This is a genomic window from Algibacter marinivivus, assembly GCF_003143755.1.
GTDB lineage: Bacteria > Bacteroidota > Bacteroidia > Flavobacteriales > Flavobacteriaceae > Algibacter_B > Algibacter_B marinivivus.
On record NZ_QFRI01000001.1, the window covers coordinates 1 to 16,280 of the forward strand.

The 16,280-nt window shown below is 31.7% G+C and carries 18 protein-coding genes; 9 read left to right on the forward strand and 9 right to left on the reverse strand.

The genetic code is table 11. The annotated features are described in order from the left end of the window. Nucleotides 1-208: 208 nt before the first annotated feature. The 6 genes from thrS to DIS18_RS00030 all read left to right on the forward strand — a co-directional run bounded on the left by thrS (nucleotide 209) and on the right by DIS18_RS00030 (nucleotide 5,411). Nucleotides 209-2,143: a threonine--tRNA ligase gene (gene thrS, locus DIS18_RS00005; protein ID WP_109351004.1), complete on the forward strand. Its 1,935-nt coding sequence runs from the start codon at nucleotides 209-211 to the stop codon at nucleotides 2,141-2,143. Nucleotides 2,144-2,182: 39 nt separating this feature from the next. Next, nucleotides 2,183-2,728 carry a translation initiation factor IF-3 gene (infC, locus tag DIS18_RS00010; protein WP_219930756.1) on the forward strand — a complete coding sequence of 182 codons (546 nt, stop codon included), beginning with the start codon at nucleotides 2,183-2,185 and terminating at the stop codon, nucleotides 2,726-2,728. 47 nt (nucleotides 2,729-2,775) lie between these two features. After that, nucleotides 2,776-2,973 carry a 50S ribosomal protein L35 gene (rpmI, locus tag DIS18_RS00015; protein WP_045468309.1) on the forward strand — a complete coding sequence of 66 codons (198 nt, stop codon included), beginning with the start codon at nucleotides 2,776-2,778 and terminating at the stop codon, nucleotides 2,971-2,973. Nucleotides 2,974-3,071: 98 nt separating this feature from the next. Continuing rightward, complete coding sequence (gene rplT / locus DIS18_RS00020; protein ID WP_109351006.1) at nucleotides 3,072-3,416, forward strand: 50S ribosomal protein L20; 345 nt, start codon at nucleotides 3,072-3,074, stop codon at nucleotides 3,414-3,416. A 254-nt stretch (nucleotides 3,417-3,670) separates the two neighbouring features. After that, nucleotides 3,671-4,795 carry a hypothetical protein gene (locus DIS18_RS00025; protein WP_109351007.1) on the forward strand — a complete coding sequence of 375 codons (1,125 nt, stop codon included), beginning with the start codon at nucleotides 3,671-3,673 and terminating at the stop codon, nucleotides 4,793-4,795. Nucleotides 4,796-4,961: 166 nt separating this feature from the next. After that, nucleotides 4,962-5,411: a hypothetical protein gene (locus DIS18_RS00030; RefSeq protein WP_109351008.1), complete on the forward strand. Its 450-nt coding sequence runs from the start codon at nucleotides 4,962-4,964 to the stop codon at nucleotides 5,409-5,411. Between the two features lie 2 nt (nucleotides 5,412-5,413). Here the strand turns inward: DIS18_RS00030 and DIS18_RS00035 are convergent, their stop codons facing one another. The 7 genes from DIS18_RS00035 to tgt form a co-directional block, all read right to left on the reverse strand. Beyond that, nucleotides 5,414-5,692: an EF-hand domain-containing protein gene (locus tag DIS18_RS00035; protein ID WP_109351009.1), complete on the reverse strand. Its 279-nt coding sequence runs from the start codon at nucleotides 5,690-5,692 to the stop codon at nucleotides 5,414-5,416. Nucleotides 5,693-5,694: 2 nt separating this feature from the next. Then, nucleotides 5,695-6,951, reverse strand: coding sequence for an asparagine synthetase B (locus tag DIS18_RS00040; RefSeq protein ID WP_181363960.1), 1,257 nt, complete (start codon nucleotides 6,949-6,951; stop codon nucleotides 5,695-5,697). 70 nt (nucleotides 6,952-7,021) lie between these two features. Continuing rightward, nucleotides 7,022-8,563 (reverse strand): replicative DNA helicase, encoded by a 1,542-nt coding sequence (gene dnaB, locus DIS18_RS00045; RefSeq protein WP_109351010.1) that lies wholly within the window; start codon nucleotides 8,561-8,563, stop codon nucleotides 7,022-7,024. Nucleotides 8,564-8,819: 256 nt separating this feature from the next. Continuing rightward, nucleotides 8,820-9,773 (reverse strand): acetyl-CoA carboxylase carboxyltransferase subunit alpha, encoded by a 954-nt coding sequence (locus DIS18_RS00050; RefSeq protein ID WP_109351011.1) that lies wholly within the window; start codon nucleotides 9,771-9,773, stop codon nucleotides 8,820-8,822. A 70-nt stretch (nucleotides 9,774-9,843) separates the two neighbouring features. Further along, entirely contained in the window at nucleotides 9,844-10,740 is an 897-nt protein-coding gene (locus DIS18_RS00055; RefSeq protein ID WP_109351012.1) for a DMT family transporter, read from the reverse strand. After that, nucleotides 10,727-11,803: an LptF/LptG family permease gene (locus DIS18_RS00060; protein WP_109351013.1), complete on the reverse strand. Its 1,077-nt coding sequence runs from the start codon at nucleotides 11,801-11,803 to the stop codon at nucleotides 10,727-10,729. Before DIS18_RS00060 ends, DIS18_RS00055 begins: the two co-directional genes overlap by 14 nt. 8 nt (nucleotides 11,804-11,811) lie before the next feature. Beyond that, nucleotides 11,812-12,942: a tRNA guanosine(34) transglycosylase Tgt gene (tgt, locus tag DIS18_RS00065; protein WP_109351014.1), complete on the reverse strand. Its 1,131-nt coding sequence runs from the start codon at nucleotides 12,940-12,942 to the stop codon at nucleotides 11,812-11,814. Nucleotides 12,943-13,142: 200 nt separating this feature from the next. On the opposite strand from tgt, the gene DIS18_RS00070 reads away from it, so the two are divergent. Then, a complete protein-coding gene (locus DIS18_RS00070) occupies nucleotides 13,143-13,703 on the forward strand; it encodes an outer membrane beta-barrel protein (RefSeq protein WP_245925632.1) in 561 nt (186 codons plus the stop codon). A 64-nt stretch (nucleotides 13,704-13,767) separates the two neighbouring features. Here the strand turns inward: DIS18_RS00070 and DIS18_RS00075 are convergent, their stop codons facing one another. Continuing rightward, nucleotides 13,768-14,751: an FKBP-type peptidyl-prolyl cis-trans isomerase gene (locus DIS18_RS00075; protein WP_109351016.1), complete on the reverse strand. Its 984-nt coding sequence runs from the start codon at nucleotides 14,749-14,751 to the stop codon at nucleotides 13,768-13,770. 83 nt (nucleotides 14,752-14,834) lie between these two features. On the opposite strand from DIS18_RS00075, the gene DIS18_RS00080 reads away from it, so the two are divergent. Continuing rightward, nucleotides 14,835-15,206, forward strand: coding sequence for an RNA-binding S4 domain-containing protein (locus tag DIS18_RS00080; RefSeq protein WP_109351017.1), 372 nt, complete (start codon nucleotides 14,835-14,837; stop codon nucleotides 15,204-15,206). Between the two features lie 31 nt (nucleotides 15,207-15,237). After that, nucleotides 15,238-15,738, forward strand: coding sequence for a phosphoribosyltransferase domain-containing protein (locus tag DIS18_RS00085; RefSeq protein ID WP_109351018.1), 501 nt, complete (start codon nucleotides 15,238-15,240; stop codon nucleotides 15,736-15,738). On the opposite strand, the gene DIS18_RS00090 is transcribed toward DIS18_RS00085, so the two are convergent. Beyond that, entirely contained in the window at nucleotides 15,730-16,251 is a 522-nt protein-coding gene (locus tag DIS18_RS00090) for a shikimate kinase (RefSeq protein WP_109351019.1), read from the reverse strand. The two genes, DIS18_RS00085 and DIS18_RS00090, sit on opposite strands and share 9 nt — an antisense overlap. Nucleotides 16,252-16,280: the final 29 nt, after the last annotated feature.

Consider the following 16,280-nt stretch of genomic DNA (forward strand, 5'->3'; position numbering starts at 1 on the left):
ACTTTAGCGGATTTGCCCGCGTTAGGGATAGTAGTGGATAGCCCACAGCCTGATCCCGATAACTATCGGGAGAAGTGCGAGGACTTGGAACGGATAGCCAAACCGTAGCTTTTGCGAAGGGAACGCCCTGAAAATAAATTATACTTATATATATATTGTGTGGGTTTGTTTATACTATTATCTTTGCAGGCGAATTTCAATTTTATTTATGATACATATTACTTTACCTGATGGTAGTGTGAAGACGTTTGATGAGGGCGTTACACCGATGGATGTTGCGAAAAGCATTAGCGAGGGGTTTGCTAGAAATGTGATTTCGGCGAGTTTTAATGGTTCAACTGTGGAAACGGTAACACCATTAACCACGGACGGTTCGCTGGTTTTATTTACGTGGCGTGATGATGCTGGCAAGACTGCTTTTTGGCACTCTTCGGCTCACGTGCTGGCTCAGGCTATTGAGGAATTGTATGATGGTGCGAAGCTTACTATTGGGCCTGCGATTGAGAATGGGTTTTATTATGATGTAGATTTTGGTGACCATAGTGTTGCTGAAAAGGACTTTAAGGCTATTGAAACCAAGATGTTGGAGATTGCACGAGGGAAGCATGATTTTAATTTGAGAGCGGTTTCTAAGGCGGAAGCTCTATCCTTATATAAGGACAATGAATTTAAAACAGAATTGATTGAGAATTTAGAGGATGGCACGATTACGTTTTGTGACCACTCAACGTTTACGGATTTATGTCGTGGAGGCCACATCCCTAATACTGGGATTATTAAGGCTGTAAAAATACTTAGTGTTGCTGGTGCTTACTGGCGTGGTGATGAGAATAAACCACAGCTTACTCGTGTTTATGGAATTTCTTTCCCGAAACAAAAAGAGCTTACTGAATATTTACACATGCTTGAGGAGGCTAAAAAACGTGACCATAGAAAACTTGGTAAGGAGTTAGAGCTTTTTACGTTTTCGCAAAAGGTTGGACAGGGTTTACCTTTGTGGTTACCTAAAGGCGCTGCTTTACGTGAGCGCTTGGAGAATTTTTTGAAAGCTGCTCAAAAAAAAGCAGGTTATGAGATGGTGGTAACACCACATATAGGACACAAAGATTTATATGTAACATCTGGACATTATGCCAAGTATGGTGAGGATAGTTTTCAGCCTATTTTAACACCTAAGGACGATGAAGAGTTTTTATTGAAGCCCATGAATTGTCCACATCATTGTGAAATTTATAAATCATCGCAATGGAGCTATAAAGATTTACCAAAACGTTTTGCTGAATTTGGTACGGTTTATAGATATGAACAAAGTGGCGAATTACACGGTTTAACTCGTGTTAGAGGTTTTACGCAAGATGATGCCCATTTGTTTTGTACGCCAGATCAATTAGACAAAGAATTTAAAGATGTTATTGACTTAGTGTTATACGTTTTTGGTTCTTTAGGGTTTGAAAATTTTACAGCTCAAGTTTCTGTAAGAGATCCTGAAAATCCTGATAAATATATTGGTGATATAGAAAACTGGGAAAAAGCAGAGCAAGCTATTATAAATGCAGCTCAAGATAAGGGATTAGATTATGTTATTGAAACTGGCGAAGCTGCTTTTTACGGACCCAAGCTAGATTTCATGGTAAAAGATGCTTTAGGTAGACGCTGGCAACTAGGTACTATTCAGGTTGATTACACATTACCTGAGCGTTTTGATTTAACATATAAAGGTAGTGATAATGAGCTACACAGGCCTATTATGATACATCGCGCACCATTTGGTAGTATGGAGCGTTTTGTAGCATTATTGTTGGAACATACAGGAGGAAATTTCCCGCTTTGGTTGATGCCTGTTCAAACTATAATATTATCAATTAGTGAGAAATATGAAAAATACTCTGAAAAAGTTTTAAATTTGCTAGAAAATGACGAAATTCGCGCCCTTGTAGACCATAGAAATGAGACTATAGGGAAGAAAATTCGTGAAGCCGAAATGCAAAAACACCCCTATATGATTATTATTGGGGAGCAAGAAGAACAAGAAGGCAAGATTTCTGTAAGACAACATGGAGGTGCAGATTTAGGCATGATTTCTGTAGATGAATTTACTAAAATAATAAAAGAGGACATTAAGAAAACGTTAAAATCGTTTTAACATATAAAAATAATAAGTTTAATTTAAAACCATAACGCCATAGCAATTAGAAGAAGACAGCAACCTAGAAGGGTTTCACAAGAGGATAAACATAAGATTAACTCTAAAATTACAGCACAAAAACTACGTCTTGTAGGAGACAATGTAGAAATTGGTATTTACACCAAAGGTGATGCAATGCGAATTGCAAATGAACAAGAGTTAGATTTAGTAGAGATTTCTCCTAATGCTGACCCACCTGTTTGCAAGGTTATGGATTATAAAAAGTTTCTTTACGAGCAAAAGAAACGTGACAAAGCTTTAAAGTCTAAGGCTACTAAAGTTATAATAAAAGAGATTCGTTTTGGTCCGAATACTGACGACCATGATTACGAATTTAAAAAGAAACATGCTGAGAAGTTCTTAAAAGAAGGTGCAAAACTTAAAGCTTTTGTATTCTTCAAAGGACGTTCAATCATATTTAAAGAAAAAGGACATATATTATTATTACGTCTGGCTCAAGATTTAGAAGAGTTTGGTAAAGTTGAACAAATGCCTAGACTTGAAGGAAAAAGAATGACTATGTTTATTGCTCCAAAAAAGTAAAAACATTAAAGATAATTAAGCGAAATAATTAAAACTAGGAAAAGAAAATGCCTAAAATGAAAACAAAATCTAGTGCCAAAAAGCGTTTTAAGCTTACAGGTACTGGTAAAATTAAAAGAAAGCACGCTTTTAAGAGTCACATCTTAACAAAGAAGTCTAAAAAGCGTAAGCTTAAGTTAACTCATGATGGTTTAGTACATAAATCAGACGAGGATAACATTAAAACAATGTTACGTTTAAAGTAATATTATTTTAATCGGTTAAACAATTTATAAACCCTGGAGTTAGGCAAATAAAAAAGTGTCAATTAATTGACCGCCTACTACAAAAACACATTAAAATTATGCCAAGATCAGTAAATTCTGTAGCAAAAAGAGCCAGAAGAAAAAAAGTGCTTAAACAAGCAAAAGGTTACTTTGGAAGACGTAAAAACGTTTGGACAGTAGCAAAAAATGCGGTTGACAAAGCGATGCAATACTCGTATAGAGACCGTAGAAACAAAAAGAGAACATTCCGTGCATTATGGATCACGCGTATTAACGCTGGAGCCAGAGAACATGGATTATCTTATTCTCAATTTATGGGGAAATTAAAAGCTAATGACATTGAATTAAACCGTAAGGTTTTAGCAGATTTAGCTATGAATAACCCTGAGGCTTTTAAAGCTGTAGTTGATAAAGTAAAATAAGGCGCTTAGCCTATTGTAAAACATATTATTCGCTTAATAAAAATCCGATTCGAAAGAGTCGGATTTTTTTATTTTCAATTTTTAACTGGTTTATCGCCAAAAGATTAAATAGCAGATAATAAGAATGTTAAATTGATTTTATCGATTTATTATGCTATGTAACTTATTTTTTATGTGATAATTAAAATCATATCTACATTTACATAGATAGCATTATTCTCTCAAAATAAACCAATCTTTTAAAACAAGCTATTATGAAAAACAAATTTACTAATTACTTTGTTAGAATCTTTTTTATTACAGCATTACTATATGTAGTTAGCTGTGAGACTGAAACCTTAATTGAAGAAGAACAAGTTTCCGATTTAAATGCATCTATTTCTTTTGAAGCAAAAAAAGGAAAAAAATCAAATGGTGCTACTTTTGATTTATCTCAAGAGTGTGTTATTTCTAGTCAAACCGATTTGTATGCAGGACAAAACATCCTTGTTGGTAATGTTGCTGTTGAAGTTAATGATGGTAATTACATTATTACCTATAATATTACTGATAGTGGTTATTGTTTAACTACTACGCATTTATCAGTAGTTCAAGCACCAGAAGACTTCCCAATCAGTGGTGGAGGAAACCCGAAAAATGGTCATTTTGAATATAGTAATTCGCATGATTGTGTAGATTCATATTCATATGAAGTTCCAACATCTAAAGGTTCTTATATAGCTGCTCATGCAGTAGTTAATTGTGTTGCTGATTCAAATGAAGATGATATTTTATCAAATCTACCTGAAACAGTAAGTGTATGTGTTAATGATAAAGGAGTTGATGCAGAAGATAGTTATTTTAATATTACTATTGATCCTGAAAATAGTTTGACAGGAATGTATGACGCTTGGTGTATTGATGTAGATTTAAGTCTTAATGATGACCAATGCTTTGAAGCTGATGTTTATTCTTCTTTAAATGCAATGCCAGGGGGGCTTTTTGAAAACCCTGACACTTTTGACTCAATAAACTGGATAATGAACCAAGACTTTATAAGTCAAGGCTATAGTTTCGGTGATATTCAGTGGGCAATATGGGAGCTTATAGATGATGCAAATTGTAATGCATGTGTTTATCTAGGAGATGATTGGAGTGTAGCTAAAGGAACAGAAATTTACAACTTGGCAGTTGATAATGGAGATGGTTTTATTCCAGGATGTGACGAACTAGTTGCCATCGCCTTAGTTGATAAAAACAGGCAATTACAACCTATCTTTATTTCAGTACCAGTTACTTGTAATGAGCCAGGAGACTGTGAAGAAACTGCATGGGGTGATGGATGTGATTTTCCAGGAAACAATTGGGCAACTTATTTTAAAGTAAGTTCAGGACACTAACAAAATTATAAAAATTATTTACAAAAAAATCCGATTCGAAAGAGTCGGATTTTTTTGTTTTAATGTAAAATTTATTCTTAAATAAGCACATTTATTTAAAAAAATATTGAAATTTACGCAACCATTTAGATAATTTTTCATCTATTTATTACAAAACTACTTACTTATGAAAACTAAATTAGTAATACTATTTTTTAGCATATTTCTATTTACAAATTGTTTACCAGATGATAATAATGACATAACAAATCAAGAAACAACTGTTATTCAATGGCATTTAGTTAATGTTTCTGGAGGGATATCTGGGGATAACCATAGTTTTGAAATAGATGATGTTATTTGGATTTTTGATGAATTTAACAGTCGTTTAATTATACAAAATAATAATGATGATGATGTTTTAGAAGACGGTCTTAACTCAGGAAACTATGATTATTTTTTTATTAATGATAACGATGATAACTTATTTTTAGTTATTGATATTGATGAATATGGACTTATTACCTTCTCACAGGATGGAGAAATACTTACTATCGATCGCACTAATCAATCTACAGGGAATGTAGCTGATGAATATATTTATGAATTTGACAAACAGACAATTGTTATAAATTAAAACTATTTTGTTTTTTTAGATATTTCATTAACAGCAACTTTAAACTCTTTCCAGCTTATATAGCCATCGCCATCTTTATCATAACCCTCGATAAGCTTTGAGGTTACAATACCTCTAATAAAACCGTTTATTTCGGCTTCTTTCAAAAGGCGTGAAATTTCTTTTTTTGATAGCTTTCCATCTCCACTTTTATCAAAGAAATTAAATGCATCTTCAGGTGTATCAAAGTGTTTTGTAATAACTATTTGAATTTTTCTAAGGATTGATTTTTTTGATGCCATATTTAAGTTTTTTGTTTCTTTTTTCTTGCTGCTGGAAATAAAACGTTATTTAATATTAAACGATAACCTGGTGATGTTGGATGCAAATCTAATTCTGTTTTAGAATCTCCTACCCTATGTTGATAATCTTCGGGATCATGCCCTCCATAAAACGTAAAAAAACCTTTTCCTTTTATACCGTGAATATATTTAGCTTCTCCATTTATTTTTGTTTCACCCATAACTAATACATTAGATTTTATTTCATCTCTAGTAAAAGACGTAGTTTGCCCCATAAAACCTTTAACCAAAGCTGTATGGTTTTGACAAAGCATAGTAGGTATTGGATCCCATTTTGCTGAAAACTCCATCAATGAAAAATAATCTGTTGTTTTAGAAATCATCCTTTTCCTAGTCATATCAATTGAAGAGAATTCATAGACTTTAGGGCTTCTTTCTAATATGTAATTATTAAATGCAAAAGTTTTGGTGTAATCTATCTTATTTTGATATCCTGCATCACTACCATCTCCATCAAACATGGGTTCGCAAATATCAACACCTTCAGCAGATAACGCAATATCGAAACTATCAGTTGCGCTACACATAGCAAACATAAAACCACCACCAATAACATAGTCTCTGATTTTTAAAGCTACCGCTAATTTTTCTTCAGACACTTTATTATATCCTAGTTGTTGCGCTAATTCTTCAGCTTCTTTTTTTTCATTTATATACCAAGAAGCTGCTCTATACTGAGCATAAAATTTTCCGAACTGGCCAGTAAAATCTTCATGGTGTAAATGCAACCAATCGAAAACCAATAATCCATCATTCAAAACTTCTTCATCATAAATGGTTTCATAAGGTATTTCTGCATATTGTAATACCATAGTAACTGCATCATCCCATGGTTGCTTTCCTTTTGGAGTGTAGACTGCAATTTTTGGCGCCTTTTCTAAAACAACAGCTTCCATATTTTGACTTGGACTTGCTATATCCTCTAAAATACTTTCAGCTTTTGCATTAGAGATTATTTCAAAAGAAACACCTCTAATTTGACATTCTCGTTGAATAGCCTCTGTATCTGGCAGTAAGAATGAACCACCTTTAAAGTTTAATAACCATTTAACTTTTAATTCTTTATTGAGAGTCCAAAAGGTAATTCCATAAGCTTTTAAGTGGTTCTTTTGACTCTCTACATCCATTGGTATTAGGATGTAAGATGCATACGTTTGCGTAGATATTAAAAACACTAATATGAATAGGGCTTTCTTCATAGGTTGAAAGATACTCAAAAAATAATCTTGAATAAAAATTTTATAAAAATATTAGATAATTTCTAAGGAGTTAAAATGGTACTTCGTTATCATCTTCATCATTAAAAGAGCTTCCAAAAGCTTGGTCTGGACTTGCCTTAAAATTGTCTGATTTAAAAGTATCATCGTTTGCTGCCGCATTCATTTTAGAATGAAACTCAAACGGTGAATCAAAATCATCTAAGTTGTCAAACTTACCCAAATGACCAATAAATTTTAAACGAATATTTTCTAAACCTCCATTACGGTGTTTGGCAACAATAAACTCACCTTGCCCTTCTGTAGGTGACCGTTCTTCATCATCCCATTCGTCAATCTTGTAATATTCAGGTCTATAAATAAAACTCACAATATCAGCATCTTGCTCAATTGCCCCAGATTCACGTAAATCAGATAATAAAGGACGTTTACTTCCTCCACGCGTTTCAACAGCACGAGATAACTGTGATAAAGCAATAACTGGAACGTTTAGCTCTTTAGCAAGAGCTTTTAAGTTTCTTGAGATCATTGAAATTTCTTGCTCGCGATTACCACCATGATTACTTCCACCCGTCATTAACTGCAAATAATCAATCATAATAAGTTTAATACCATGTTGAGATGATAAACGACGCGCTTTGGCTCTTAAATCAAATATTGAAAGTGATGGTGTATCATCAATAAATAAAGGTGCTTTTTCTAAACCTTTTACTTTTACGTTTAGTTGCTCCCATTCGTGTTTTTCTAACTTACCTGTCCTCAATTTTTCTGAGGATAAGCCCGTTTCACTAGAAATGAGACGTGTTATTAGCTGAACTGAAGCCATCTCTAAAGAGAAAAAAGCAACCGGTATATTTTGATCTACCGCAATATTTCTAGCCATAGATAAGGTTAAAGCAGTTTTACCCATACCAGGTCGAGCAGCTATGATAATTAAATCTGATGGTTGCCAACCAGAGGTTAATTTATCTACTTTATTAAACCCTGTGGGAATTCCACTTAAACCCTCTTTATTTGAAATCTCTTCAATTTTCTTTTTAGCCTGAATTACTAATTCTTGAGCAGTTTCACTAGATTTTTTTATGTTTCCTTGTGTAACCTCATATAATTTAGATTCAGCTTTATCTAATAAATCAAAAACATCTTTAGTTTCATCGTAAGACTCTTCAATAATTTCACTAGAAATTTTGATAAGACTTCGTTGAATAAATTTTTGAAGAATAATACGGGCATGAAACTCAATATGCGCAGAAGATGATACTTTTTGAGTTAAAGAAATTAAATAAAAATCGCCTCCAGATAATTCTAATTTTGAATTTTTCTTTAATTGTGTTGAAACGGTTAATAAATCAATAGGCTCACTATTTTCGAATAACTGAAAAATAGCTTCAAATATATGTTGATGAGCTTCTTTGTAAAATGCTTCAGCACTTAGAATATCGATAACCTCATCTACACCCTTTTTATCAATCATCATTGCACCAAGAACAACTTCTTCTAAATCAAGTGCTTGAGGTGGTATTTTTCCTTTTTCAAGATTGATAATTGTACTTTTATCAACTTTATAGCCTTGTACTTGATTAGGTTGTTTCACGTGTATATATATTGTTTTTTAATGGTCAAATGTAGCTTCCATTTGATGATTATCTTTAATATTAGTAGTATGAGTATGGAAGTTTCATAACTACAAAAGTAAATAAAAAGAGAGCTTGTTTGTTGGTTTTGTTTAACTTCTATGTTCACTAGTCGTTAACAATTTAACTGTTAATAAGTTAAAAATATTGTCAATAAGCATGAAAAAGCCGAAGTTAAACACTTCAGCTTTTTTGTAAGTTGTTGTTTTAAAAGTCTTAACCTTTATAAACTCCCATTTGCGCATATTTTTCCATACGCTGGGATACTAAATCTTTTGGTGATAAGTTTTTAAGTTCCTCGTAATTTTTAACAATGGCATCACTAACTGACTTAAACGTTTTTTCTCTATCTCTATGAGCTCCACCAAGAGGTTCTTTAATAATAGAATCAACCAATTTAAGTTTTTTCATATCTGAAGCTGTTAGTTTTAAGGCTTCAGCAGCTTGTTCTTTATATTCCCAACTACGCCATAATATTGAGGAACAAGATTCTGGAGAAATAACTGAATACCAAGTATTTTCTAACATTAAAACGCGATCCCCAACACCTATTCCTAAAGCCCCACCAGATGCACCTTCTCCAATAACAATAGTAATTACGGGTACTTTTAGACGTGTCATTTCTAGAATATTCCTAGCAATAGCTTCTCCTTGCCCACGTTCTTCAGCTTCTAAACCTGGGTATGCTCCTGGAGTGTCTAAAAGTGTAACGACAGGAATTCCAAACTTTTCAGCAGATTTCATTAAGCGCAAAGCTTTTCTATAACCTTCAGGATTTGCCATCCCAAAATTTCTATATTGTCTTGTTTTTGTGTTGAACCCTTTTTGTTGTCCAATAAACATAAAACTTTGGTCTCCAATTTTACCTAGACCACCAATCATAGCTTTATCATCTTTGAAACTTCTATCACCATGTAATTCTAAAAAAGAATCACCACAAATTGCTTTTATATGATCTAATGTGTAAGGTCTATCTGGATGACGAGACAACTGAACGCGTTGCCATGGTGTCATATTTTTGTATATATCCTTTTGTGTTGCTGCTAACTTCTTTTCAATTTGCTTACAGGTTTCTGTAACATCTACTTCACTCTCATCACCAATCACTTTACACTTTTGCAATTGGTCTTCAAGTTCTTTTATTGGGAGTTCAAATTCTAAATATTCCATAAGAATTTCTGTTTTTGGCTATTAGCTTTAGTTAGTGTACAAATATAAAAACTTTAATTTTGTTTGTGGTCTAAGAATGTCTTCTTTTTAATTTTCTACTATTCTTTAAAATAGCATTTAAAAGCACGACTAATACAATTATAATAGCTCCATAGTAAAAAGATATACTCATTTTTTCTTTCTCTGGAAATAATATTAGAGCCATTACAATACCATAAATTGGCTCTAGATTATAAGATAAGACAACAGTATAAGGACTAATAGTTTTCATAATATGAACTGAAGCTATAAAAGCATATGCAGTACAAACTGAAGCTAATAAAAATAGATAGCCAAAATCGGATTGACTCAAGCTAAAAAACTCTTCAGAAAAACCTTCTGTAAAGCACAACATGTATAGGGATATAAAAAAAACTCCACTTAAGAACTCATAAAATGAAATAACCGTAGGTGAATGTTTTTTCAAAAAACTTCCATTTAGAACAGCAAATAAAGATGAGAAAAATGCTGAAGAAATCCCTAAAATTATTCCTGTTAGATATTTTATTTCACTTTGGGTTATTATAAAAACTCCAGCAATAACAATAATCCCAAAAAGAATCTCGTACCATATAATGGAACGTTTATAAATAACTGGCTCTATGAAAGAAGCAAAAAAAGCTCCTGTTGAAAACATTGCTAAAGCTATTGATATGTTAGCCTCTTTAATAGAAGCAAAAAATGTAATCCAATGCAGTGCTATAATAACCCCTGCCATAGAAAGCATTAAGAATGATTTAAAATTAATTTTCAATTTCACCTTAGCCACCTTAATATAAATAAATATTAAAATAGTAGCAATTGCCATTCTGAACCAAACTAACGGTATAGCTTCTATACTTATTAATTCTCCTAAAATGGCTGTAAAGCCAGCAATGAAAACTAGAAAATGTAAATGAAGATGATTTTTTACTTTATCGCTTAGCATTATACAGCATGTAAGCTGCTAAAATACCAAAAATGATATTAGGAAACCACACAGCAATTATGGGGTTAAAATCGGATTGTTCAGCCATAACACCAAATATTTTATCGAAGAATACAAATACCATAGCAATACATATACCTATTGCTAAATTAACTCCCATACCTCCTCGCCTCTTTTTTGAAGATACAGCCACGGCAATAATAGTTAAAATAAAAACAGAAACTGGCAAACTCCATTTTCTATATAAAACCAATTTAAAACGCCCAACATTAGAAGAACCTCTAGCTTCTTCCTTAGCGATAAAATCTTTTAACTCGCCATACATTTTAGTTTCAGCAGCATAAATTACTGGAATTAAATCATCTACATTAAACGCAAGAAGTGTATCTTTTCTTCTTAAAATCTCTAATGTATCTTCATGCTCTCCAATATCTCTTTTTACGTAGTTTGTTAGTCTATACAATGTATCTTTCTCAATATATCTAATATTGTTAGCTGTTATTTTATACTTAAGCTTATTATCTTCAAAATGCTCTAATGTAAAGTTATTACCAACATTATTTTTAACGTCAAAATTACTTACATAAATTATTTCATTGTCGTTAATTTGCCTAAATACATTGGTGTTTTCTACGGCACTCTTTCCTCTTTTAAAATATTTATAGCTAAAATCATTAAACCCTTCACTGGCTTTAGGCGCTAAAAACAAACCTAATACTATAGCAAGTATAGCAACTATTCCTGCTCCAATCATATATGGTCTTAAAAAACGTGTAAAAGAAACACCAGAACTTAAAAAAGCAATAACCTCAGTATTATTGGCTAATTTAGAGGTAAACCATATAACAGATAAAAATAAAAATAAAGGAAATAGTAAATGAGCGAAGTAAATTGTAAAATCTAAAAAATAAATTAAAACCTCATTTATTGGCACTTCATTTTCTAGAATTTTTCCGATTTTTTCAGCAAGATGAACTGTTATTCCAATAGGAATAAATAAAAGTAACATCATGAAAAATGTAAACAAATAACGTTTTAATATGTACCAATCTAAAATCTTCATTAATATATCTACAAGCGGTTATTCATTTGTTTGACCATTTTTTCTTTCCAAACTTTAAAATCCCCAGCTAATATATGTTTTCTAGCTTCGCGAACCAACCATAAATAAAATCCTAAATTATGAATTGTTGCAATTTGCTTTCCTAATAACTCATTTACAGTAAATAAATGTCTTAAATATGCTTTACTATATTCTGTATCTACAAACGTAATTCCCATTTCATCAATTGGTGAAAAATCATCAGCCCATTTTAAATTTTTAATATTTATAGAGCCATGAGCTGTAAATAGCATTCCATTTCTTGCATTACGGGTTGGCATAACACAATCAAACATGTCTACACCTAACGCAATATTTTCTAAAATATTGATTGGCGTGCCTACACCCATTAAATATCTTGGTTTATCTTCTGGAAGAATTGAGCAAACAACATCTGTCATGGCATACATTTCTTCAGCAGGTTCACCAACAGATAATCCACCAATAGCATTTCCAACAGCTCCAGCATTAGCTATATATTCTGCAGATTGCTTGCGTAAATCTTTATATGTACTTCCTTGCACTATTGGAAAAAATGTTTGATTATAATCATATTTTAATGGTGTTTTTTCTAAATGATTAATACATCTATCTAACCAACGATGTGTCATATGCATTGAGCGTTTTGCATAGTTATAATCACAAGGATAAGGAGTACACTCATCAAACGCCATAATAATATCAGCTCCGATGGAACGCTGAATTTCCATTACGTTTTCTGGAGTAAACGTATGATAACTACCATCAATGTGAGACTTAAACTTAACACCTTCTTCTTTAATTTTTCTATTTGCCGATAAAGAATATACTTGATAACCTCCAGAATCAGTTAAAATATTTCTATCCCAATTCATAAATTTATGGAGTCCTCCTGCTTTCTCAATGATGTGTGTTTGGGGACGTAAGTATAAATGATACGTGTTACCCAAAATAATATCTGGATTTATATCATCCTTTAATTCTCTTTGATGTACACCTTTTACAGTTGCAACAGTACCTACAGGCATAAATATTGGGGTTTCAATAACACCATGATCTGTTGTTATTTTACCAGCTCTAGCTTTGCTTTGTGTATCTTTAGAGTGTAATTCAAATTTCATTAGATTCCTTTATAAAGAGGCAAAGATAAATAACTGAATAATGATTATGATTGTATTAAAAAGAAAATAAATTACTTTTGGCAACGTTTTTGATATTGTTAATGAAATCTAAAAAAACGAACATTATGAAAAGTTTAAAAAACTTTCACGAGCACTTAAAAAATTTTAGTATCGTGAGTAAACATTTATTTTTTATTTTAATGATTGCCATTGCAATTCCTACTGCTACTATGGCACAAACAGCACAAGGTATTGGTTTAAAAGCTGGTTTAAACTACAATGCTAATGGTGATTATTTTGAATCAATTAGTAATAATGCACAAAATCCAGATAGAAATGTAGGTTACCACATTGGATTATTTGGAAAAATTGGAAACAAAGTGTATTTCAGACCTGAAGTAATTTACACCAGTACAAAAAGTGATTACAATGATGATAGTTTTGAAATGCAAAAACTAGATGCACCTCTTTTAGTTGGAATGAAAGTTTTAGGTCCGCTTAGTGTGTTTGGAGGTCCTTCATTACAATACATTTTGGATTCTGAATTTGATGGGATAGCCATAAATGATGTTGAAAGCGACTTTTCTGTTGGATTAAATTTTGGTATAGGTCTTAACTTTAAAAAATTAGGCATTGATTTAAGGTATGAACGTGGTTTTAGTGATAATGAAGCTACTTTCCTTGGTAATAATGGTATTAATACGAATAGGTTAGATACTAGACCAGATCAGTTAATTTTGAGTTTGTCTCTTTTACTTTAAACCTAGTTTTATAAAATAAAAAACCTCGCTAATGCGAGGTTTTTTATTTATATTAAATCTTAAATTAATCGTTTTTCGATGCTGTTTCTTCAATATCTAAATAATTAGGGATACCATTTGCGCCAATATCGTTTGTTGGGTCTCCATCATTATTTAAATCTTCATTAATAGTTAGTATACCATCTCCGTCATCGTCATTATCTAAATAATTTAGTATTCCATCTCCATCAGTATCGTCATCTGTTTCATCTGTCAAATCATCAAAGTTTACAATAAATTCACCATCACCATTTAAGTCTTCTTTATATGAAGGAATTCCATCCTCGTCATGATCGTTTTCAAAAGCTTGCAATAAATCAAATTTAAACATTATTGGTGAATAAGCTGCTATACCACTTGGAGCACTGGAAAAATATGCTAAACCAGAAGGAACAAACATAACACCTACTCCATGATTCATATAATTAACTATACCATCATTAAGCCCTCCATTTGTATCATCTATAGATTCAGAAACTTTAAATTCTGGTAAAACTTTTCTCCAGCCCGGAATCAATGATACTAAATCAAAATCAACAGGTGTTACCGCACTATCAAAAACAGAATTATCTAAATTAAATCCTTCATAAATAACACGGACATTATCAGAAAAACTAGGAGATATATTACCTCCACCTTCATTAAGTGTTAATATATATATTATATAATTAGTCTCCTCTAAAACAACAGATTTAGCTACTAGATTAGAATTAGGTATGTTTAATAAATCACCCAAAATCACATTACCATTTGGTGCTTCTGTCTCACCTACAGGAAGTTTTTTAATTACTAAGTCCTTAATACTCGGGTTATCATTATTTTCAAAAACTGCAGCATTGTAATAGTGATTATTCAAATACTCAACTAGAGAATCATTATCAGCAATTTGTTGTTCACCTCTATCTCTTAGTTCGGGAGCAGTAATTCCTAAACCATCATCATCGTTATTGCATGCAAAACAAACTAAAACAAAACTTAATAAATAAAAACCAATTTTTCTTAAACTCATTATTCCTTATTTTTGAGGCTGCAAGATACAATTTAAATATATTCTTGCGCAAAAATATTAACGCCCTTTAACACAATATTAGTATGCGTGTAGACAAGTATTTATGGTGTATTAGATATTACAAAACAAGAACAATTGCTACAACTGCATGCAAGAAAGGACATGTAAAAGTTAACGGCGATGTTGTAAAGCCCAGTAGAGAAGTATATCCGCAAGATATAATTGAACTTAGAAAAGATCAAATAAATTACAAATTGAAGGTTAATGATATTCCTGATAGTAGAATTGGGGCCAAATTAGTTGATATTTACCGTACTGATACTACACCAAAAGATCAATTTGAGGCTCAAGAACTATTAAAATACTCAAAAGATTATTATAGAAAAAAAGGAGTAGGTAGACCTACCAAAAAAGATAGACGAGATATTGACGATTTTACAAATGAAAATGAGTAATTTTATATTTTAATTTACAAGTAACAATCTTATGACAGTTAAGAATAATGTAATCCTTAATCATAACGAAATTAATCACAAAATAAGACGTATTGCTTTTCAGATATATGAGAGCAACGTTGATGAGAAAGAAGTAATTTTAGCTGGCATCGATAAAAATGGCTATGTTTTTGCAAAAAAATTAAAAACTGTTCTTCAAAAAATATCTGAAATAAAACCTGTTTTGTGTAAAGTAAGTATTGATAAAAAACATCCTTGGCAAGAAGTATCAACATCTATACCAGTAGAAGATTATAAAAACAAGTCAATTGTATTAGTTGATGATGTGTTAAATTCTGGAACTACTTTAATTTATGGAGTAAAACATTTTTTAAATGTCCCATTAAAACAATTTAAAACTGCTGTTTTGGTTAATAGAAATCATAAAAAATATCCTGTGAAAGCAGATTTTAAAGGAATTTCTTTATCTACCTCATTACTTGAACACGTTCAGGTAATTTTAGAAGGAAAATACGAGGTTGTTTTAGAATAATTCTAGAATAATATCTTCAACAACATCATCTTTAGCCTTATCATCAATAGATACTTTTATTTCTGCTTGATTATAAAACTGCACACGCTCAAATAAGTGCTTTCCAACAAATTCAGTCATTCTTTCAATAGTGTCAATATGAGCAATTAAAGGTCGCTTTGCTCTTTTTCGGAGTAATTTATTTGCCAATGTTTGTAAAGATGCTTTTAAATAAAGACTCTTGACATTCTCTGCTTTAAGAATTATATTCATATTTCCGCTATAACAAGGTGTGCCTCCTCCAACAGACAAAACTGTCTTTTTTTCAGATTTAAGAAGGCATCCTAAATAATATGCTTCTTGTTTTCTAAAATAAATTTCTCCTTTTTCTTTAAAAACATCAGATACAGATAAATTCTCCTTCTCTTCTATATAATCATCTAAATCAAGAAAATTATAATTCAATTTTTTTGCTAATTTCTTACCAATTGACGTCTTTCCAGATGCCATATATCCCATTAATACAATGATCATTTTCTTGCTATAAATTGATTATTAAAAAC